Here is a 21,154-nt window from a genome sequence, read left to right as displayed (position 1 = left end):
TGCTCCTACGGGTTCATCACGTTTCCGACGGCTTGCCCTTTGAAGGTTACTTCTTGCGTTTTTTCATGCAATACGGCGCTGCGCGGTTAAGCGGTAGGTTGGCGCATAGCATGTCACGGTAGCCATATTCACGCGCTGCCTGGAAAGCCCGGCGGGTGGTTTGGCCGTAGGGCATAGCAGCTTGTTTGATAAACCACTTTCGCTGCTCTGCTGTCAGCCTTGGCCAAACTCGAAATCCGGCTTTAAAGAGGTTTTGGTGCACGCCGCGTTCGTTGTAAGAAAGCGCGACCAATTGATCAACGTATTTATGAACCTGCTCCAGTGGCGCGTTGTAATACGACACGGCAACCAAAGCAGACAGAGGGTAGTAAGGCCAACCTGGGCGCAGTTCATAAGCTTGCTCCCAATATTCCGCAGAAGTTGAAAGCGCCTGAACAACCGCTTGGCCTTTCAGGGTAGAAGCCTGGTTGAGGTAATACTGCCCTTGAGCTTCGTAGTAGTCCGGTATCCAGCCCGCCATCGGCGCGGCCATTTCCAGCCACTTGCTTGGCTTTACCACTTCCGGGTCATTGGCGCTGTAATCGGAATATTCGCCCATCAAGATCAGCGCATGAATGGCGGCAAAATACACACAGAACAGTGCAACTGGTATCCCCAGAATCGCAAAAACCCGCAATACCATAACTGGCAGCGGGGTTTTGGAAGTCAACGCAGGGGATTGACTCCCCTGCTTTGCTGAAGCGCTATCGAACGACTCAGGCATTCTTTTCCTCGGAACGATAGCCGTAAGCATCGTAGTAGCCCTGGTATTCACCATAGCTGCCGTAACGCGCTTCTTTATTAACGTCCAGCTGGTTCAGTACCACGCCGTAAATACGGGCATTGGAATCGTCCAGCTTGGTCAGGCAGCTCTTCACCAGCTTGTCGCGGGTTGCGTCTGCTTTTACGACGTAAACGACACCGTCTGCCAGGGTCGACAGGTACAAGGCATCACTCACCAGTTTCATTGGCGCGGAGTCAATGATGATACGCTGGTAACGCTCACGCAGTGTGCCCAGCAGCTTCTCGAAGTTGCGGGAGCTCAACAGCTCAAGTGGGTTTGGTGGAATCGGACCAGCCGGAATCACATCAACGTTGAGGTCTTCCATGTGATGAATACATTCATCCAGCGTATCCGGGTAAGCCACCGCGTTAGACAAGCCCTTGCTGTTTGGCGCCAGCCCCAGTTTCTTGGCCATGGTCGGACGACGCATATCGGCGTCGATCAGCAGGGTTTTTTCCATCTGGCCATAGGCTTCCGCCAGGTTGGCAGAAGTGGTGGTTTTACCTTCGCCCGGTACGGATGACGTCAGCAAAATCACCTGAGCCGGGCTTTCTAGGCCAGCCAGCGTCAAGCTGGTACGCAAGGTACGCACCTGCTCCGACAAGCCATGCAGAGTATCATCCGAGAAGGCACGAACCAGTCGGCCTTCTTCGATGTTCAGTTTCTTCAGGATACCGGAATCGATCATTGGCAGCATACCCAGCAATGGCGTACCCAACTTACGGTCAACATCATCCGGATTCTTCAGAGTGGCATCCAAAGCATCCAGCAGGAACGCCAGACCCACACCAAACATCATGGCAACCACAAAGGTCAGAGCCACAACCAGTTTCTTGTTAGGTTTAACCGGATCGCTCGGTAGTACGGCCGGGTCGGTAATACGGGCGTTTGCTGCTTGCAGATCGCCAGTTTCGTTTGTTTCACGAATACGATCGAAGAATGTTTCATACAGCTGACGGTTACCACGCACTTCACGAGTGTATTCGTTCAGCGTGAATTCCGTACGGTTCAGCTTACGTACTTCTTCAACCTTGTCGGCCAGCGCACCTTCCAGAGCAATCTCTTTTGACTTGGAGGTGTTGTATTCCTTCTCAATACTGGAAGCAATACGGATCATCTGAGTACGAACAGACTCACGAACTGCATCCAGATCGGACTGGGCCGCAATCATTTTCGGGTGTTTTGGACCGTAACGCTTGGACAGCTCAGATACCTTCAGCTCCGCTTGCGTCTCATTCTGGCGCAACACAGCAACCAACGGGTTGTTCAGAATTTGCGGCAAGCTACTCAAACTGTCGTAGCTACGATCATCCAGCGATTGCAGCTGGTTGTAGGCCGTTTCAGCTTCCAGACGACGAGAGCTGGCCTCCACCAGACGCTCGGTAATTTCGTCCAACTGCTTGGACACCAGCGTATCGACACCTTCAACATCAATCAGGTTGTTGGCTTCGCGGTATTCCTGCAAACGGCGCTCAGACTCATCAAGACGAGCTTTAAGGCCACCCAAACGCTCTTGCAACCAGCTGGCAGCTTGCTGGGTCATACCAATTTTGGCTTCCAGCTGAGAATCGATATATGCCTTGGCCATGGCATCGGATGCACGCTGAGCCAGTTCTGGAGATTCGCTCTCAACAGACACTTTTACCAACTGGGTTTTACGCAGTGGCGATACAGATACCGCAGCCCAGAAGTTATCAACTGTCGTGGCCAGAATTTCGGCTTCGGTTGGCGGCTCAGACTCACCCAAAATCATCTCTTTCAGGGAGAACGACTTGGCGTTAGCCGGGTGTGCAGGATTGAACTCAGGGTTGTTCACCAGGTCCAATTGAATTGCTACGCGCTTGGCAAGCTCACGGGACTTGAGGATTTCAAATTGAGTCTGGAAATATTCAGAAGACTGCCCACCAATACCGTACACCTCTTCGATGGATACGATTTTGGCTTCTTCAGCTTCAATCAACAAGGTGGTGGTGGCTTTGTAGACCGGCGTCATGGACATAACCACCAGTACCGCAATGGCGGTGGCAACAATGGTCAGCGCCAGAATTTTACTCAGATGGCGGCGAAATACTCGCCAGTAGTGCATCAGGTCAATCGTTTCTACAGAAGCCGCGCCGCCGGCTTCAAATCCGTTATTACGTTCATTCATAGTCATCACAATCAGAAGAAGCTCTGCTCCACCGTAATTACGTCACCCGGCTGTACCACATCGTACAAATCCAGGGATTTCTTCTCACCCGGCTCTACCAACAGCCCTTGTGACGTACCATCCTTGACTGCACTCTGATCGTGCATAACAAAAATCTTGCTTTTGGAAGCGCGCTCGGTGAAACCACCGGCAATGGAAATTGCCTTATCTACCGTCAGGCCCGGGTGAAACGCGTAACTGCCAGGCTTCTCAACCTCACCCGTCATGTAAAACGGGCGATACTCAACAATCGACACCGTCACGCTTGGGTCTAACAGGTATGGGCCCTTCAAGCGGGTTACCAGTTCTTCTTCCAGCTCTTTAGGGCTCAAGCCAGAAACCGATACATCTCCCAACAATGGGAAGGAAATAGTCCCGGACAGGCCAATACGCACTTCCTGACTCAAGTCAGGCTCGTCATACACACTGATCTGAATCAGGTCGCCAGCACCCAAACGGTACTGAGCAGGAGCAGCCATCGAATTGATGGAGAATGAAAGAGAAACCAGACTGAGAACCAGCAGGCTGAACCACCGCAGCATTGAAGACATCCTGTTTAGCAACTTACCAAAACACCATCGGCCTGCAAGGCAGGCCGATGACTTAAGCAAGAATATAGTGAGTTAAGGCTTAGAAGGCCAGAGTAGCACCCACAGAAATTACTCGCTTGCTGTAGTCTGCACCAGCTGCATCGGAATCACGCTTGGCGATATCCAGACCCGCTTTTACGTCCAGCATTTTCATCGGAGAGTAGATACCCGCAATGGTGAATGCCTTGGTAGTGTCTTTACGATCGCCGTCAACGTAGTCGTCACCGTTCAGGGAAGCCATTACGTTCATTGCCCACATAGTGGAGAACTCGTGATCCCAGTTAACCATGGTGTAGCTGTTGTCAACGTAAGTACCGATACCGGTAGATTCGTTGGAGCTCTGGCTGGTCATTAAAGTAACGGTAGAGTAAGACTTAGGAGACCAGCTTACGTTACCTTCCCAGGAGAAGGAGCTGTTGTCGTCAAAAGTGGACTCATCGAAAGAACGCTTCGCGGTACCGATTTTGAACTCACCAGTGGTCTTGCCGGTCATGTTCCAGCTAGCACCTACCAGGAACTTAACCAGAGAACCTTCTTTGGCAGAAGCAGCGCTGTCGTCGTAAGAGATTTCAGCGTTGCTGATGTCGAACAGCACTTTGGTGTCTGGAGACACTTTCAGAGCCAGCTCAGCGCCAACAGTGGTTTTGTCGTAGTTCAGAGTGTCAGTGATGTCTTCGTTGTTGTCGTACTCTTTGCCGTAACGCTCAACGTAACCGGTTACGTTAGCGAATGCAGAGTCGGCACCGTAGGTAGCAGAAGCACCCAGAGTCAGTTCACTGTACTCGGAAGGATCACGTTCGTTGGTGGTTTCGGTTTGCAGGGAACCGGTACCACGGTCGTCATGGCCTTTGTTGAACTTGAACGCACCAGCAACAGAAACGCGAGAAGTCGCTTCGTAGTCAGCGCCCAGAGTCAGCAGGTGATCCAGGTAGTTATCATCAGAATCGGCAGAGTAAGTTGCAGATTCAAACTGGTAGAAAGCGTTAACAACCGCTGCGCCCAGGTCGGCGTTCAGGCCAACGTTTGGACGAACACGAGTAATGGTGGAGCTGTTCGTGTTGCTGTCTTCCAGGTAGATGTTGTTGTTGTCGGAGATGGACAGTTCAACACCCGGCAGCACAGTTACGCCGCTTCCAAGCATGATTCCGTCCGCTTCCACTGCGTATGCGCCTGTTGAAACAGTCGCCATCGCAACCAAAGGTAGCTGCCAAGCTTTCATATCAGTCCTCTCAAATTTTGCTTGAATTCTTACTTAGGAGCCGGATTACCGGCAGTTCCAAAAATCGGCGCAATTATGACGCGTACTTACAGAAAATAACAGTACATACTGACTTTCATGCATGAATTTTCTTCAGCAACGCGTTTTATCTTTCAGAACCTTACGCCCAACTGCGCCGGACAGGCCAGCACAAGCCAAACAAGCTCATGCTACAGCCACCCAATGCTGACAATCACGGTTCTGAAGTATCTCAATTCCGAAAGCAACACTAGCGCTACATTATGAAAACCCGATGAAGATTTGCTAACCGACTCACAAAATCGACTTACAAATTTCATGCAACAGGTGTTCAGCAACACTGGTGTTCAGAATATTTTTATTTTTCGGGATTCTTTAAATCTATTCCGATTGTCCTACACACGGAACAACAACTCATATGTGAGCCCTAGCACTCATAACCCAGAGCCCATCCCATATAAATTCGAGGGCTCTGGCCGTGACTGCGCAGGCGCTTTGAGTAACTCAGTGCACGTGACTTCCCACAAAGCCTTTGAAGAAAGTCAGGAAAACGATTTTGATATCCATCCAAATCGACCAGTTGCGGATGTATTCCAGGTCGTAGTGAACGCGTCCTTCCATTTTATCGAGCGTATCGGTTTCGCCTCGAAAACCATTAATCTGGGCCCAGCCAGTAATTCCCGGCTTCACCTTGTGGCGTAGCATGTAGTAAGGAATCAGCTTGCGATATTCCTCGTTGTGAGCCACCGCATGAGGCCTTGGGCCAACTACGGACATGCTGCCCTGCAACACATTAATAAACTGCGGCAACTCATCCAGCGAAGTTTTACGAATAAACGCCCCAACCTTGGTAATACGCATATCACCTTTCTTGGCTTGCACCACCTTGTCGCCGTTCTCGGTTACCGACATGCTGCGGAACTTCCACACATGAATTTTGCGACCATCCAGGCCATAGCGGAACTGTTTGAAAATAACCGGACCCGGCGAAGTAAATTTCACCGCGGCAGCAATCACCAACATAGGAATGGCAATCACCGCCAGCACACACAGAGAAAACACAATGTCGAACATGCGCTTCAACACATCGTTGAAACCAAAGATCGGGGTTTCATAAACACTGATGGTTTGCATGTTGCCCACTTCACTCAGGCGGGCATGAATCAGATTGTAAGTGAAGAAGTCCGGAATCAGATGCACAGACGCAGTAGTATCACCACACTGCTTCAAAATTTCGTCGATGCGCTTTTGAGCCTTCAGCGGCAGCGCAATAAAAATGGTTTCAATCTCGCCACGGCGAGTTTTATCAATCAGGTCGGCAATGGTGCCTTCCAGGCATGCGCCGGGAAATTGCTCTTGCACTCGAGGCAGACTGCGATCGTCGTAGTAGCCCACAAACTGGTACCCCATTTCCGGGTTGTCTGCCAGCTCCTTGCGCATGGCAACGGCCATTTCGTTCACACCAACAATCGCCACTTTACGCGTGTTGTAACCTTTTTTACGGAAGTGCTTCAGTAGCGCGCCGAAGGCCAAACGCCAGCCGACCAGCAACACCATCACGCAGAGCATCCAGCCACCGGTTGCCACACGAGAGAAGTCAGAGCCCATCTTGGCAAAGAACACGAACAACATGACGGCAAAACACACCGACACCCAGGCTGCCAGTGGAATCAGCATCATCTTGAGCTGAGACGTGCCACGCCATGAGCGATACACGTTGAACGATTCAGCCACCAGCAAGTACCCCACTGCCGCAATTGCCGCAGTGGCGAAATAGATAGGCGCCATGGCAATGCCATAGACAATGGCACACAAGGGGAACAACCCGAAGATAATCGCCAAGTCAATGAGGCGAAACACCGCACTGAAGCTATTAGGGTTGGGTCGGATCATTTTTTGAGAGGTCATTTCACTATTCCTTCAGCGTCCCTGGCTGCTGAGATTCCTTTAAAGCCCAAAGCTGGGCCCTAACACGTTACCGCTGGTAAAGATAGGTCAGCAATTATCCCGATCTGCGAAAAGTTTGTCTAACGATTCACAAATATTAACACGACCAAATGCGACATACTGGCCGAGATTCCATAAATTCTTCTTACTGTTCAGCTATTTGTCATAAACAGCGCCTATTCGGCACTTTTGTGCCGATTTCCCCGGGTACTGAATGTAACAAGATACCCGGCCCTCTTACTCACTAGCCCGACTCTCCTTACCCATTAGCCCGGCACTCATAAGTCAGACATCATGCTGATGAGCCGCTGTGCTAGCTCGCCGTGTATTGCTCGCTGTGTATTGATTCGACGTTTCCGGGTTCGGCAGCAGCACCACGGAGTTGAGCTAATCACACACCCGCACTGGATAATTCACCCAAATAGGTGAACCGATGAAAAATCACACCAGTGGCAAGCGGTAACTTTCATGGGGCGTGGCAGGCACCACAACATCAACACCGGGCATTTCGCGCTCCAGCACCAACTTCAGTTGCTGTTTTGCATCGTCATCGCCGTGCACAAGCACCACGTGTCGAACTGGCGAACTATGACCAGACGGTCCTTTGGCGAATGCCAGTAAATCATCCTGATCTGCGTGGGCGCTGTAACCGGACAATGTCTCAACGTTGGCAGCGATATTGACCTTTTGCCCATCAACGAACACATATCCGCCTTTGGGCCCCCAATGTTGAATGTCTCGCCCTAGCGTTCCGCGGGCCTGATAGCCCACAAACAGCACATCCGTGCGCTCATCGGCCAGCAGCGCCTTCAAATAATTCACAATACGCCCGCCAGCACACATGCCACTGGCAGCAATCATAATGGCAGGACGCCCGGTGCGGCGCAGATACCCCACCGCATTCATATGATCCTGATGCGATTCAATCGTTAAGAGCTGATCGAAACTCAACGGGTGCCGCCCAGTCACCAAACGCTGTCGGGCTTCCGCATCCCAATACTCGCTCAAGCGCCGATAATGCCCAGTAAACCTAGCTGCCAGTGGCGAATCCACCACCACATCAACAGCATCTGTTAAACCAGAGCGCCCACCTGATGATTCTGGCAAATGGTGAAAAATGTCCTCAAGCTCGTACAGCAGTTCCTGAGTGCGGCCTATGGAAAATGCCGGAATCAACACAGTGCCAGCATTCGTCAAACAGCGCTTTAACGCAGACTCCAAACGCGCCCGCCGATTACGTCGGTCGCCGTGGTTTTTGTCGCCATAAGTGCTTTCCAACACCAACACATCGGCCGACACCAATGGCTCAGGATCTGGCAGCAACGGTGTATCACGTGCCCCCAAATCCCCGGAAAACACCACCTTTTGCGAAACCTGCTCAATAGCGCCAGAAGCAGACGACGTAATCGTCAACTCGATATAGGCAGAACCCAGAATATGGCCTGCCGGCTTAAAACACGCCGTCACTGACTGGCCATTCTGATCCAACTCCGGCAATGGCACAGCAGCACCATAATCCACCGGGCGTAACATGGTTTTCAGCCGCCCGACCACCTGGTTAATTAAACCGGCATCACGGGTTACCCCCACCTTCAAGGCATCTTCGATCACCAGTGGTAATAACTCACAGGTAGCACGGCTGGCATAAACCGGCCCATCAAAGCCCGCAGCCAACAACCACGGCAGACGACCAACATGATCGATATGGCAATGAGTAACCAACAACGCCCGCACAGACGAAATATCAAACGTGATTTGAGTACGGCGCTCTAATGAATCTGCATCTGCACCTGGAGTGGCTTCCGCCCCCTGGAACATACCGCAATCAACCAGCAAGGAATGACCGTTATCCAACAACAGCTGATGACAGGAACCCGTTACCCCCGTAACAGCCCCATGATGAGCAAGCGAGAACATATGTTTTCTTCCATGAAAACGATGAGTGAATTGTGCATTAGATTGGTGACAAAAATCCTAACAGGATTCACACGACGAGAGCTGCCCCGCAAAATGACCAATTCATACAAATGTCGGGCTTACAAGAAATATGCGGGCGAGCCGGGAGCGCATAGCGATCATATTATTGCGGGCGAGCCGTCGGGGGGCCGCACTCCCGTCCGCATATTCGCAACGTAGGAGCTGGCTTGCCTGCGAATGTTGGGCATGGCCCAACCTACCAAACAGATGCATTGTGGGAGGCAGCTTGCTGCCGATAGATACGCATGCACTATCACAGCTTCAATGTATTACGCGTTCCGCTAATACATCCTACATATCTGGAAACCGGTTGATGCGGTATTTCGACGGCAGTCCGCATATTCGCAACGTAGGAGCAGGCTTGCCTGCGAATGTTGGGCGTGGCCCACCCCACTACAAATGCATTGTGGGAAGCAGCTTGCTGCCGATAGAGACGCAACGTTTGCGCATAATTTGTAGGGTTGAGGCATGCCTCAACCGAGAGGTGTAGCGATCATATTATTGCGGGCGAGCCGCCCGCGCTCCCAGAAGCTTTCTGCCGATAGAGGCACATGCGCCATCACAGCTTCAATGTATTACGCGTTCCGCTAATACATCCTACATATCTGGAAACCCGGTGATGCGGTATTTTGACGGCTCGTCCGCATATTCGTAACGTAGGAGCAGGCTTGCCTGCGAAGGTTGAGCGTGGCCCATCCTATTAGGCCACGCACACATATCCGGCTTCACTGAGCGGATGGGATATGTCCCATCCCTACACACTCAGTCTTTACCAAACAAGTCGCGGGTATAGATCTTCTCAGCCACATCAGCCAACACCTCATCCTGACGGTTGGCGATGATCACATCAGAAACCTTCTTGAACTCTTCCAGGTCACGAATTACCCGAGAATTGAAGAAGTCGTCTTCTTCCAACACAGGCTCATACACCACAACCTCAACACCTTTGGCCTTGATGCGCTTCATAACCCCCTGGATCGCCGAAGCTCGGAAGTTATCAGAACCAGACTTCATCACAAGACGGTATATACCTACAACCTGAGGCTTACGAGCCAGCACACTGTCGGCAATAAAGTCTTTACGAGTGCTGTTGGAATCCACAATCGCACGAATGAGGTTGTTCGGTACTTCATTGAAGTTAGCCAGCAGCTGCTTGGTATCTTTAGGCAGGCAGTAACCACCATAACCAAACGACGGGTTGTTGTAATGGTTACCAATACGAGGGTCCAGACCAACGCCTTCAATAATCTGGCGAGTGTTCAAACCGTGGGTTTGAGCGTAGGTATCCAATTCGTTGAAGTAAGCTACACGCATCGCCAGGTAAGTATTGGAAAACAGCTTAACGGCCTCCGCTTCCGTAGAGTCGATAAACAGCGTATCCACTTCCTTCTTGATAGCACCTTGCAGCAGCAAGCCCGCAAATCGCTCAGCGCGTTCGCTCTGCTCACCAATGATGATACGAGAAGGATACAAGTTGTCGTACAGCGCCTTACCTTCGCGCAAAAACTCTGGCGAGAAAATAATATTGCTGCTGCCAAACTCTTCTTTAATACGTTGAGTGTAACCAACCGGAATGGTCGACTTAACAATCATCACCGCATTCGGGTTGATGGCCATCACGTCTTTGATTACCGCTTCAACAGAACGCGTATTGAAATAGTTATTAACCGTGTCGTAGTCGGTCGGCGTGGCAATAACCACAAACTCAGCACCGACGTACGCTTCTTCCTTGTTCAAGGTGGCACGCAAGTTCAGATCGTGGTTTGCAAAATATTCTTCGATTTCCGCATCCACAATCGGCGACTCGCGTCGATTCAGCATGTCCACTTTCTCTGGAACAATATCCAGTGCCACTACTTCGTTATGTTGAGCCAACAAGACCGCATTGGACAAACCAACATAACCCGTCCCTGCAACTGCAATTTTCATAAATAAATTCCTGAAACTATCAATAAAGCAAAGCCAACAGTCAAAGCGAATAGAACACCTAACAACTACGCTCGCCCATACAAATCCTTAAGGCGAACAATATCATCCTCACCCAAATAAGAGCCAGACTGGACTTCAATCAGCACCAGCTCTGCATCCCCCGGGTTCTCCAATGCATGAATCTGGCCGATGGGGATATAAGTGGACTGATTTTCGCTAACCAGATAACTGCTATCACCATTGGTAACGCGAGCAGTACCAGAAACGACCACCCAATGTTCAGCACGGTGATGGTGCAACTGAACACTCAAACAACCGCCTGGCCGCACGACCAAACGCTTGACCTGGTACCGCTCACCCTCACCTATCAAATCGTAACGCCCCCATGGACGATACACTCGTCGGTGACTATCAAGCTCTGGAGCCCCCTGTGAATGGAGCTTCTCTACGATAAGCTTAACGTCCTGAACTTTATCCTTGTGCGCAACCAGTAAGGCGTCGTCGGTATCGACGATCACGACATTTTCCAAACCCAATACAGTGACAAGGCGCTGCTGATGAGCAATAAAACAATTGGATGACTGCTCCATTACGACACTTGGCCGCGACAATATTCCTGCGGCATCTACGCCTTGGCCACTAGCGTCCAAAGTTGCATTACCGTTCTCATCTTTATCTGCCAGGCTCCACAAGGCATTCCAACTACCAACGTCGCTCCACCCGGCATACAATGGCGCCATAATCACAGCATCAGGATCAGAAGTGCACAAAGGCTCCATAACGGCATAATCGATGGATTCAGACGGGCAGGCTTCAAACGCCTGCTTATCCAGCCGAATAAAATCCAGATCTGCAGATGCACCCCCAAAAGCCGCCAAGCTGGCAGAATAAATATCCGGACGAAACCTTTTCAAAGCGGTTAAATAAACATCGGCTCGAAATAAAAACATGCCGCTATTCCAGTAATAGCAACCATCAGCCACGTACCTTTTAGCGGTTTCAGAATCTGGCTTTTCGACAAATTCAGCAACAGAAAACACCGAGCAGTCAGCACTTTCAACGCAGGTATTAGCGCGGATGTAGCCGAACCCGGTATTCGCTGAATCCGGAACAATACCCAGTGTTGCAATCTTTCCGGACTGCACGGCGGGGATAACAGAAAGCACGGCGCGATGAAAAGTCTCAACATCTTCAATGTTGTGATCAGCTGGTAAAACCAGCATCAAAGGTACTTCGCATGGCTCTACGGATTCCAATAGCTGCATAGCAGCAACAGCAATCGCAGGCGCAGTATTGCGACCAACCGGCTCAAGCAAAATAGACGCCTCCATGCCGCTTTCTCGCAGTTGCTCTGCCACCAAGAATCGGTGTTGATCATTGCACACCACCAGTGGCGACGAGATAGGCAACCCGCCCAGACGGCTGAAGGTTTGTAACAGAAGAGAATGCGCCCCAAACAAATTCAAAAACTGCTTGGGGTAGGAGGCGCGAGAAAGCGGCCACAGGCGAGTGCCCGGGCCGCCAGAGAGAACCACCGGGCAAATTACAGGCCCAGAACCAGCCGACTTATCCAATGGGCCAGAACCCCAAACGTCGTTTTACCATCGCCAGTGCACCCAAATTCTGAACAGACACACCAATCGCGGTAGCCGCAGCAGCACCAACAGCACCAAATTCACTGGTTAACACAAACGCCAAAATAATGGTCAATGGGCCTGCAAACATGGTCACCCGGCGCATATCTTTTTCATGGCCGCTCATATTCAGCAAATAACCAACAGAGCCGGTCGCTACGTTAATAAATTGGCCAATAGCCATAATACTCAGCAGTAACGCTCCCTGTTCGAACCCTTCACCGAACAGACCTAGAATAAACCCGGGAAAGACCAGCATAATGGCCACAACAGGCAATACCATGGCGATCATGGCACGGGTAGAAATACGTGCCAACTGACGCAGTTCATCCAGCTTTTGCTCTTTCCACAACCGAGCATAACGAGGAGCAACAGCCATATTCACAACCATAAGCACAAACGATGTAATATTCGCCGTGCGCTGCGCCGCTGACAAATGTGCCAGTTCGGAAGACGCAATAAGCGCCCCCGCAATCAGGACCCCAGACCACTGCACCAGCAAACTCATACTTGCCGCCGCCCACAGGTTAGAGCTGGACTCCCACAGCTCCGCGTTTTTCCATTTTCCTCCTAATGCGGGGATGCTGGATTCTTTTTGGCGCATCCACAAAACAACGGCCATAACGCTAACTAGCAAGGCAGCCACAAAAAACAGCAAGGCAGCATTGCCAGAACTCAACCACGATGGTTGCTGCCACCAAACCAGAGCAAATAGAAGCACGAACACAAAACCCGCACCCAACTGCTGAAACCAGGTAGCCGCCACCACCCGATGCAGCCCCTGAAAAGCAAAGGAACAAAGGTTAAACAACACCACCAAAGGTAACGCCAGCATCATCCAGAACAAGGCATCTGCAAACTCCGGCTTACCAAACACGTGCAGGGCGATGGCACTGGAAAATACACACCCCAGAACACCCGCTGCACATGCCACCACAGCTGCCCAGCGCAAAGCATAAGCAAAGGTGTTCAATGGCTCCTTGGACATGCCATCTGCGCCAAATGCACGCACCAGCACGTTATCCAACCCGAGTCGTAAAAACGTAGAAAGTGCCGTTACCAGAGTAAAACCCAGCAGAAAATAACCCGCTTGCTCCGCGCCAAGGCCTCGGGTTGCCAAAATAGTAACAAGGAAAGATGTCAGTATCGCAAACACTCTTACAACAGCAGTTTGAACAGCTTTGGCAAAAACAGCGCCGACTCTAATACCCATATTAGGAACCTACTATATATCGACTGTACCTACCAAAAACCCCCTTTGCAGAAACAACAACCAATAAAGATGCTAGCATACAAAAAACAAACCCCAATCCAAACGCCAACCAACCAGAAACCTCGTAAAATTCAAAAGCATATTTCAACAAGAAAACAAAATAAACATGAACAAAGTATATACCAAAACTGTTATCGGCCAAAAAGCCCCAAAAACGCTCAAACAACGAACACACCTGAAGAAGCCCAACTAAAGAGAAACAAACGAATAGTTTTTGAAATATCTGAAGATCAAAACCCGAGTACTCAAAAAAACTCTTTCTATATTGCCCCAGATGACCCTGCCCCCAAGTTTGAACAAGCAAGAGAAGGACCACCCCTAAAGAAAAAACCCACCAATAATCAGAAAAAAAAGAGTTTAATGAATCAGATTTCTTAGACACAACCATACCGACCCAAAAAACAGGAAGGTAGTATACCAAGTTATGAAAAACCCCTATATTTCCATAAGGGCGATGAACAATTGAAGCAAGAAATACACCTACAACTGAAAGAACAACAAGAACATATTCAAAAGATGCCAGAAACCGCCAAACAGGAGCTAGTAGAAACACAACAAAAACAAATGGAACAAACCAGTACCCAGTTATCATCCTACCATTAAAAAAATAACTCGCCGCATAACTCGCCATCTCACCATAATCACTATAAGAGGGAAAATAAGTCGATTCATTTTTCCAAAGAACATACAACAAAGCAGGCGCAGACATGAACACATAAGGAACAAAAACATGTAGGAATTTCTTCCTTATAAAAACCCGATAGTTAAACCTATTGCAAAATACATATTCAAATAGGTAGCCAGATATAAAGACAAAGAGAACCGTACCACCTGAAATAACGTTAAACCATACCCCCCAGTAGTCGTCTGAGACTCCGGATAGTGCAAAGCAATGCCCCAAAACGACATAAACTATCGCCAAACCACGAAAACTATGAATATAACCCAGATACATTTACCCTATAACCTTCCTTAGATTATCGATAAACTCACTATTTGCAAAGGAGTTCCCCAAAGATGACTCCATAATAGGGTTGGAACAGATCCTTTCTAACTCAGAAACTGTTTCAAAAAATTGGCAAGCTCCATATTGAGAAAAATTATTCATAGTCGCTACTTGGTGGTCATTTCTATGCTCACCCAAAGCATGGCGTCTTGGCATAAGGGCCATCGGCTTAGAATCTGCAAGACAACTTAAAATAGTCCCCATTCCTGCATGCGCAATGACAAGATTCGCATCAGCATAAATTCTTTCATATTCTCTCGAGCCTAGGAAATCGCAAAATTCAAAGTTTCTTGGTACATACCCGCCTCTACCTATCTGACCATAGACTTCAATATCGGGGTTTAACTCAACAAACTCATCAACACAACGGACTAACCGGTCAAATGACAGCTGAGTACCAACGGACAAGAAGATCATAATACATTACCTATGTAATCAACATTCTCAGCCTGGGCAACAGACTCCCACTGGCTATAAGTATGTGAAGCAATTGCTCTAGCCTTCTTTCCAGAAAGTGATAACTCTTCTGAATTGGCAATACTGTCGATCCAGATAGTTTTTGCTCCTAAATACTTACCAACTAAAATAGCAAAAAAACCTACTGAAGCACCTGTTGTTACTACAACATCCGGGCGTAAACGCAACATCAACCAAGCCACTTGAAAGAACTGAAGAAAAAGCTTGAATTTATTACTCATATTAGCATCAACAACCTTCTCCATTTCAATCCCTTTATAAGAATTTATATTTGAGGAGTAAGTAACATCATACTCCTCAAAAAGAGGCTTAATCCTAAGAAGTTGGACTAAGTGACCACCTTGAGAAGCTATAGCTAGTACCTTTTTATTTCGCATAATAAACCTCTAAACCATGAACGGTCATCACAGCACCATCCTTAATATTCCCATAAGGGCCTGCTTTCACATATGGACCTAAAGGACAATCAACACCAGTAGAACCAGATTCAACAAGGGATTTATCAAAGAGCACCTCATCACCGCTAGAAAGCTTCAGATTGAAATACCCGTCGACTATAGAAAAGCTCGCAGAAACCTTCAAAGTATATTCTACCCCCTCCTCATAATCCGAAAGGTAGTATTCAGAATCAGAAGCACCATACAAATTTCTAGCGATAAAAGACAACCCACCATTATCCGACACCAACTGATAATTGCCTTGATTAAAACAGGGAGGCTGATAATAAATAATCTGAAAAATCGAACTTCTTTCCACCAAATGATCTATAGAAAAATCAAATCGAATATTAATATCATCTAGCAAAGGAAGCCTCTCAGTAACCAGCTCCGTTCTTCCTAAATATGATTCCAAGACCAGACCATTCCTAGTAAGATCGGCTCGACTCTCGTCCTTATGCGCCCCACCACAGCATAATTCCTTGATGCCTCTAAGAGCACCAGAAGAAGGAGAAAAGCACACTATTTGACTGTCTATATCAGCCACACAATCAAACACGCCGACCTCCTATGAAAATCATAAAGTTAAGAGCTAGCACCAAAAAGAAAACAGACTGCATATTAGAAGAGAACAAACCCGTAATAAAGAACACCAGCACTAATAGTCGAACCCAAAATGATTTAACACTTAATATCAAAACAGCCATAGATGAAATAAGAAAAACTCCCCCTAACAAGCCGGTTTCACCGAAAACATGAGGCCAGTAGGTGTCATATAAGAACTTTCTTTCTTGCCACCACCAAGTATCTAATAAATCCGTGTAGTAATAGGATTCTGTAAGGTCAGCCGCTGCATGGCTACCAACTACACCCCAGCCAGCGCCATTAAAGAAATTCCCCTGAAGAACATACAAAGCTTCCTGAAATATCAACGCTCGCGGAGAAGAAACCTCATCAAGAAAAATATAAACATTTTCTGTAAAACCGTAGACAGCAACAAAGACGGTGGAGAAAATAACAAAAAAACCGAGATTAACACCTAGCAATGCCCCGCCTCTGAAATCAGATTCTCGAAATGTATATTTCCAGCAACATAAGAGAAAAGAGCAGAACATAACAGCGGCCTCGAGACGCTGTACTGATATTAACAAACACAACATTGAAAGAAGTAGCCCGGATAGCGCAATGCCTCTTTCAGAGCTTTCACCTGTCAGTCTTTGCAAAAATAGCACCGAACTAAATAAAGCAAAAAATCCAAGCTGAGCTGGGTGCCAGAAAACACCGGCGGCCCTATCTAAAACGAAATTCCCTATGTAGCCCTTCTCGTGGTGACCACCGTTACTAAATAAATTTTCATAAAGTCCCGTTTCCAAAACTCTGAAAATATAAAGTGCGATCGATAATAGTAAGATCAAAAAGCAAAATTTATAAAATGCTTTTTCTCGCCCATCATTGTCAACCTGATGGCAACTCAGAAAAACCGCCACATAGAAAAAAACAAAGTACTTACACTCATGAAATATTTGAAATGCAACAATCCCTATGGATACACCATTGCTTAAAGCGGTAGCGCTACCGACGATCACATAGAGAACGTACAGAGCAAAAGAGAACTTCAAGCTCCGATTAAAACTCCCGTAAAAATAAAAAAACGCCCCCAAAAAAACGACAACAAAAAGCTTCTCAAATGAATCAAAATACGAATAATAGCCTGGCGAAATCTTCCGAAAAAATGCAGATATGACTTCCAGAAAGAAAAGCAGTAGACATAAAGTTCTGAGGGAGCTGATTCCAGCGCTGAGATTAAGCATAATAGTCCTTAACTACATTTTTATCTCTAATCTCAAGTTCATCACACTTCCCCGCTTCATTTGCCAACAAAACTTTCAAATAATCCGCATCTTCCTCCTTCAATTTTGGCTTATCCCCCCGATTCAATTCCATGATGTATTTTTTCAGTTCCGCCACCTGTTTACGAGGAAATAGGCGAACGAAAAGACGTTTTAAAGGAGAATCCCTCTGAATAATCCTCTGTAGAATTTTAAACTTCGGAACTCCAGACTTATTCGAGTGCTCCAGTTTCCAATCGATAGAATCAATTCCCAAAAACCCTGATACCGAATCCATAAATTCAAACGGATTTCCTATATAGTCTTCATATCGACCTATCATAAGCCGATCACCAAATAGCTCCCTTGCAACCCTGACCCTTTCCGAGTACCGGCTCGAGTCAATATACATCCATATAGGTAAAAATCCTTCTTTCTTTCCTTCAAGCTCTTTAGATATAGCATCTCGAAAACTATATTTTTCTCTAGCATCTCTAACCATATGAGAGTAAGCAGAAAAAGACCGTCCCAGAGGCGCCCTCAACATTATAAGCACTTTTGCCTCTGGGTTTTCCTCAGCGATAAGTCGCATTGTTTCAAGGCTTTCTACTGACATCGCAGAACCATCAACTTGAATTTTCTTACTGTAGTCATACTGGCTATTGTAGTTATCAATATCGGTGACAAACATTTGATTAACCGTATGATCATCAGCAGGCCCAGTAAAATCAGAGCCATGTATACGTGAAAAGTAAAAATGAGGCTCTTTTACTCTTGGAGCTGATACATCTGGGTGGCGCGACAAGGCGTCATATATGCTTGTTGTAGCACACTTAGTAAAACCCAATATAAAGAAATTTGGCATATCAAACCAACCTCGCACAGAGCGCTCTGCTTACTTCCAGAGAGCCATATTTAACTTCAGCAAATCTAATCAACTCGGAACTGATATCAAGCAGTGCCATATCACTCAAGTGTAACAAGTTAGTTAGTGATTCAGCGAGTTCAGCACTAGAAGAGACCACCAACAATGCCGTTAATCGCTCAGGTATAATTTCCCTGACAGCACCATTGTCGATCACCAACGGTATCATTCCTGCAAAGATTGCCTCGACAACAACCAAACCCAAAGACTCCCCTTCACGGGTACTAGGGAATAAAAAAATCTGATGTCTGGACATTTGATCTGCCAGTTCGGAGTGGGGAAGTAGTCCCTTAAATTCGACACTAACCTCCGAGAGCAACTTTTTAACATCTGATAAATCAGGACCGTCGCCAATGAAGCATGCTTCTTCAATAAGTTTCTGATTCTCCCTAACCGCATTGGCAGCAACAACAGCGCCTTTTTCGGGAATCATACGACCAGCGAACAGCACCGATTTTCGATGTACAAAGTTGTATTTGAATTTTTTTGGGTCTACTCCACCAGATGGAGAAACAAATACGTCCTTCAAAGAGTAGGCTGACATCATCTTACGTTTAAAGTATTCACTTGGAACGATCGTCAACCATGAATTATCAAGCGCTTTTTGATTTATCCATCGTTTCAAAGATGCTCTTCGCTTACTTTCAAAGGCCTCTGGAAAGGCGTCACTTCCATGGAAATTTAATAGAACCTTGACCTTCTTGAAGATTCTGGCCATAAGAACTGGCGCAACCGAATGACTGACATAGTGCACGTGCACATAGTCATATCGTCCAAACAGCAGCTTCGAAAAAGCTGCCCAGTAGAAAGCGAGATAACCGATGGCTCCCCCCTTTTTCAGAACAGCTAAATCTACATCTATCCCCTGATCCAGATAACCTTCATAGCAACTCCGCACAAACGTTCCGAAGTGGGGCTTTTGCTCCGTTGGATACAGGTTAGCAACAATTAATACTTTCACTGATGCAAGCCCATCAAGAAAAATACTTACGCGCCAAAACTTCAACTTCACGGTTAAACGCCGCCAAGCGTTCTTCGTAGCTCATATCGGCAATGGATTTTTGAGCACCTTGCTCTTCCAGGCTACGAACCATACCGGCGCCAATGGTGACGTTGCTGATGCGATCGATGACTACAAAGCTGCCAGTGCCAGCAACCTGATTGTATTCGTCCAGCGCCAATGCGCTGTTGAAGTCTACGGTCACTTGGCCCACTTCGTTCAGTTGCAGTTGTTCTGCTGTGATGTGTTCCATGGTGTTTACATCAACACGGTGCTGAATGGCGGTTACTTTGCCAAACACACTTTTGGTGCCTGCTTTGAACAGGTATTCCTTGCCTACTTGCAGGGCATCTTCGTGCATCCATACCAGCTCGGAGGTAAAGGTATCGCCAAACAGTGGCGCTTTGCCGGTGTAGATGATGTCGCCACGGGAAATGTCGATTTCATCTTCCAGGGTAATGGTGATGGCTTCGCCTGCGACGGCCAGGTCCAGATCGCCGTCGGCAGTCACTATACGTGCAACTTTGGATTGCTTACCGGATGGCAGTGTAGTGATGGTATCGCCTGGCTGAAGTTCACCCGCTGCTACTGTGCCGCAGAAACCACGGAAATCAAGGTTTGGACGGTTTACGTATTGCACTGGCATGCGGAAGCCATCGAACTGTTCGGCCAATTCGTTGCTGGCTTGAACACTTTCCAGCAATTCGATCATCGTTGGGCCGGTGTACCAATCGGATTTGGTGCTGCGGTCTACTACGTTATCGCCTTTCAGGGCAGACAGCGGAACCGGGTAGATGTTTTTGAAGCCCAGGTTTGCAGCAAAGGCCTGATAGTCGGCACTGATTTGGTTGAATACGTCTTCGCTGAAGTCCACCAGGTCCATTTTGTTGACGGCAACGATTACGTTTTTGATGCCCAGCAAAGATACGATGTAGCTATGGCGACGGGTTTGGGTCTGAATGCCTTTACGGGCATCAATCAGGATCACTGCTACGTCGCAGCTGGAAGCACCAGTGGCCATGTTACGGGTGTACTGTTCGTGCCCCGGGCAGTCGGCAATAATGAATTTGCGCTTGTCGGTGCTGAAGTAGCGGTAGGCAACGTCGATGGTGATGCCTTGCTCACGCTCGGATTGCAGGCCGTCTACCAGCAGTGCCAGATCGAACTCTTCATCGGTGGTGTTGAATTTCTGGGAGTCCTTTTTGATGGCTGCCAGCTGGTCTTCGAAGATAAGTTTGGAGTCGTGCAACAGACGACCGATCAGGGTGGACTTGCCGTCGTCTACGTTGCCGCAAGTCAGAAAGCGCAGGATGTCTTTTTCTTCGTGTTGTTTCAGGTAGCCGAGGATGTCGTCGGCGATCATATCTGATGCGTGAGCCATTTTTTTACCTTCTGTCCATTCCAGCGGGGCTGGAGTATCCATACATTAAATTTGTTTCGGTTTGGCCGATGTGGGGCAAACCGGTGTTGTTTCGTTTGGGACTGCGCGTTTGGTGCTGTACGCGAGCAGGCCCTTAAATTTTTTCGCTGTTGTTGGTGGCGCTACGTTTTATTGCGGGCGGGCCGCCCGCGCTCCCGGTAAGAGAGCAGCCTTACAGGGTGCGTACGTAATGCGCACCAGTACATTCGCTTGCTTCTGATGTATTACGCGTTCCGCTAATACATCCTAAGTAAAGGCTGTTGGGCGAGGCCCAACCTACAAACCAGCGCTGCTGTGTTGGATGGCACTCGCTGCGCTCGCTTATCCAACCTACGGGCTTTGTGCCGAACGGTTATGTTTTTGGCGATTGTAGGCTGCGTAATGCGCACCGATGCCTTTACCGCAATGCCAAGCCTGCTTCCACAGGGTTTAACGGAAGCAGGTTACATCATCGGCAGCAAG

The 21,154-nt window shown here is 48.2% G+C and carries 17 protein-coding genes; all 17 read right to left on the bottom strand.

The genetic code is table 11. The annotated features are described in order from the left end of the window. Positions 1-46 precede the first annotated feature (46 nt). On the bottom strand, positions 47-793 hold the full coding sequence (locus G516_RS0112470; protein WP_156879035.1) for a hypothetical protein: 747 nt from the start codon (positions 791-793) through the stop codon (positions 47-49). Then, positions 756-2,972: a GumC family protein gene (locus G516_RS0112465; RefSeq protein ID WP_028293935.1), complete on the bottom strand. Its 2,217-nt coding sequence runs from the start codon at positions 2,970-2,972 to the stop codon at positions 756-758. Before G516_RS0112465 ends, G516_RS0112470 begins: the two co-directional genes overlap by 38 nt. An 11-nt stretch (positions 2,973-2,983) precedes the next feature. Further along, on the bottom strand, positions 2,984-3,553 hold the full coding sequence (locus G516_RS0112460; protein ID WP_051219394.1) for a polysaccharide biosynthesis/export family protein: 570 nt from the start codon (positions 3,551-3,553) through the stop codon (positions 2,984-2,986). Between the two features lie 88 nt (positions 3,554-3,641). Beyond that, positions 3,642-4,790, bottom strand: a complete 1,149-nt coding sequence (locus G516_RS0112455) for an outer membrane beta-barrel protein (RefSeq protein WP_281168038.1) — start codon at positions 4,788-4,790, stop codon at positions 3,642-3,644. 552 nt (positions 4,791-5,342) lie between these two features. Beyond that, positions 5,343-6,746 (bottom strand): undecaprenyl-phosphate glucose phosphotransferase, encoded by a 1,404-nt coding sequence (locus G516_RS0112450; protein ID WP_028293932.1) that lies wholly within the window; start codon positions 6,744-6,746, stop codon positions 5,343-5,345. Between the two features lie 480 nt (positions 6,747-7,226). Further along, positions 7,227-8,702 carry an MBL fold metallo-hydrolase gene (locus G516_RS22340; protein ID WP_051219393.1) on the bottom strand — a complete coding sequence of 492 codons (1,476 nt, stop codon included), beginning with the start codon at positions 8,700-8,702 and terminating at the stop codon, positions 7,227-7,229. An 822-nt stretch (positions 8,703-9,524) separates the two neighbouring features. Then, complete coding sequence (locus tag G516_RS0112440) at positions 9,525-10,691, bottom strand: nucleotide sugar dehydrogenase (protein ID WP_028293931.1); 1,167 nt, start codon at positions 10,689-10,691, stop codon at positions 9,525-9,527. 65 nt (positions 10,692-10,756) lie between these two features. Then, positions 10,757-12,265: a mannose-1-phosphate guanylyltransferase/mannose-6-phosphate isomerase gene (locus tag G516_RS0112435; protein WP_281168037.1), complete on the bottom strand. Its 1,509-nt coding sequence runs from the start codon at positions 12,263-12,265 to the stop codon at positions 10,757-10,759. Continuing rightward, the gene (locus G516_RS22335; RefSeq protein WP_084645041.1) at positions 12,258-13,538 is read right to left on the bottom strand and encodes an oligosaccharide flippase family protein; all 1,281 of its coding nucleotides are present in this window, start codon (positions 13,536-13,538) and stop codon (positions 12,258-12,260) included. Before G516_RS22335 ends, G516_RS0112435 begins: the two co-directional genes overlap by 8 nt. Before the next feature lies 1 nt (position 13,539). Beyond that, positions 13,540-14,553: an acyltransferase family protein gene (locus G516_RS0112425; protein ID WP_028293929.1), complete on the bottom strand. Its 1,014-nt coding sequence runs from the start codon at positions 14,551-14,553 to the stop codon at positions 13,540-13,542. Next, positions 14,554-15,021, bottom strand: a complete 468-nt coding sequence (locus G516_RS22330; RefSeq protein WP_051219391.1) for a glycosyltransferase — start codon at positions 15,019-15,021, stop codon at positions 14,554-14,556. Then, on the bottom strand, positions 15,018-15,458 hold the full coding sequence (locus G516_RS0112415; protein ID WP_036536277.1) for a glycosyltransferase family protein: 441 nt from the start codon (positions 15,456-15,458) through the stop codon (positions 15,018-15,020). Before G516_RS0112415 ends, G516_RS22330 begins: the two co-directional genes overlap by 4 nt. Further along, complete coding sequence (locus G516_RS0112410) at positions 15,448-16,077, bottom strand: hypothetical protein (protein ID WP_028293927.1); 630 nt, start codon at positions 16,075-16,077, stop codon at positions 15,448-15,450. Before G516_RS0112410 ends, G516_RS0112415 begins: the two co-directional genes overlap by 11 nt. Further along, positions 16,070-17,329: a hypothetical protein gene (locus tag G516_RS0112405; RefSeq protein WP_028293926.1), complete on the bottom strand. Its 1,260-nt coding sequence runs from the start codon at positions 17,327-17,329 to the stop codon at positions 16,070-16,072. The genes G516_RS0112410 and G516_RS0112405 overlap by 8 nt, the downstream gene beginning before the upstream one ends. Next, positions 17,322-18,212, bottom strand: a complete 891-nt coding sequence (locus G516_RS0112400; RefSeq protein WP_084645040.1) for a sulfotransferase family protein — start codon at positions 18,210-18,212, stop codon at positions 17,322-17,324. The genes G516_RS0112405 and G516_RS0112400 overlap by 8 nt, the downstream gene beginning before the upstream one ends. A gap of 1 nt (position 18,213) precedes the next feature. Continuing rightward, entirely contained in the window at positions 18,214-19,284 is a 1,071-nt protein-coding gene (locus G516_RS0112395; RefSeq protein WP_084645039.1) for a glycosyltransferase family 4 protein, read from the bottom strand. Beyond that, positions 19,247-20,653 (bottom strand): sulfate adenylyltransferase subunit CysN, encoded by a 1,407-nt coding sequence (cysN, locus tag G516_RS22325; RefSeq protein ID WP_036536307.1) that lies wholly within the window; start codon positions 20,651-20,653, stop codon positions 19,247-19,249. Before cysN ends, G516_RS0112395 begins: the two co-directional genes overlap by 38 nt. Between the last annotated feature and the right edge of the window lie 501 nt (positions 20,654-21,154).

It is taken from the genome of Oceanobacter kriegii DSM 6294 (assembly GCF_000422845.1).
Classification (GTDB): Bacteria; Pseudomonadota; Gammaproteobacteria; order Pseudomonadales; family Oceanobacteraceae; genus Oceanobacter; species Oceanobacter kriegii.
This window is presented reverse-complemented; position numbering and strand designations above follow the sequence as displayed.

Coding starts and splice junctions, on each gene's coding strand:
- G516_RS0112470 (WP_156879035.1), bottom strand. CDS start 793: ATGCTTACGGCTATCGTTCCGAGGAAAAGAATGCCTGAGTCGTTCGAT.
- G516_RS0112465 (WP_028293935.1), bottom strand. CDS start 2,972: ATGAATGAACGTAATAACGGATTTGAAGCCGGCGGCGCGGCTTCTGTA.
- G516_RS0112460 (WP_051219394.1), bottom strand. CDS start 3,553: ATGCTGCGGTGGTTCAGCCTGCTGGTTCTCAGTCTGGTTTCTCTTTCA.
- G516_RS0112455 (WP_281168038.1), bottom strand. CDS start 4,790: ATGGCGACTGTTTCAACAGGCGCATACGCAGTGGAAGCGGACGGAATC.
- G516_RS0112450 (WP_028293932.1), bottom strand. CDS start 6,746: ATGACCTCTCAAAAAATGATCCGACCCAACCCTAATAGCTTCAGTGCG.
- G516_RS22340 (WP_051219393.1), bottom strand. CDS start 8,702: ATGTTCTCGCTTGCTCATCATGGGGCTGTTACGGGGGTAACGGGTTCC.
- G516_RS0112440 (WP_028293931.1), bottom strand. CDS start 10,691: ATGAAAATTGCAGTTGCAGGGACGGGTTATGTTGGTTTGTCCAATGCG.
- G516_RS22335 (WP_084645041.1), bottom strand. CDS start 13,538: ATGGGTATTAGAGTCGGCGCTGTTTTTGCCAAAGCTGTTCAAACTGCT.
- G516_RS0112425 (WP_028293929.1), bottom strand. CDS start 14,553: ATGTATCTGGGTTATATTCATAGTTTTCGTGGTTTGGCGATAGTTTAT.
- G516_RS22330 (WP_051219391.1), bottom strand. CDS start 15,021: ATGATCTTCTTGTCCGTTGGTACTCAGCTGTCATTTGACCGGTTAGTC.
- G516_RS0112415 (WP_036536277.1), bottom strand. CDS start 15,458: ATGCGAAATAAAAAGGTACTAGCTATAGCTTCTCAAGGTGGTCACTTA.
- G516_RS0112405 (WP_028293926.1), bottom strand. CDS start 17,329: ATGCTTAATCTCAGCGCTGGAATCAGCTCCCTCAGAACTTTATGTCTA.
- G516_RS0112400 (WP_084645040.1), bottom strand. CDS start 18,212: ATGCCAAATTTCTTTATATTGGGTTTTACTAAGTGTGCTACAACAAGC.
- cysN (WP_036536307.1), bottom strand. CDS start 20,653: ATGGCTCACGCATCAGATATGATCGCCGACGACATCCTCGGCTACCTG.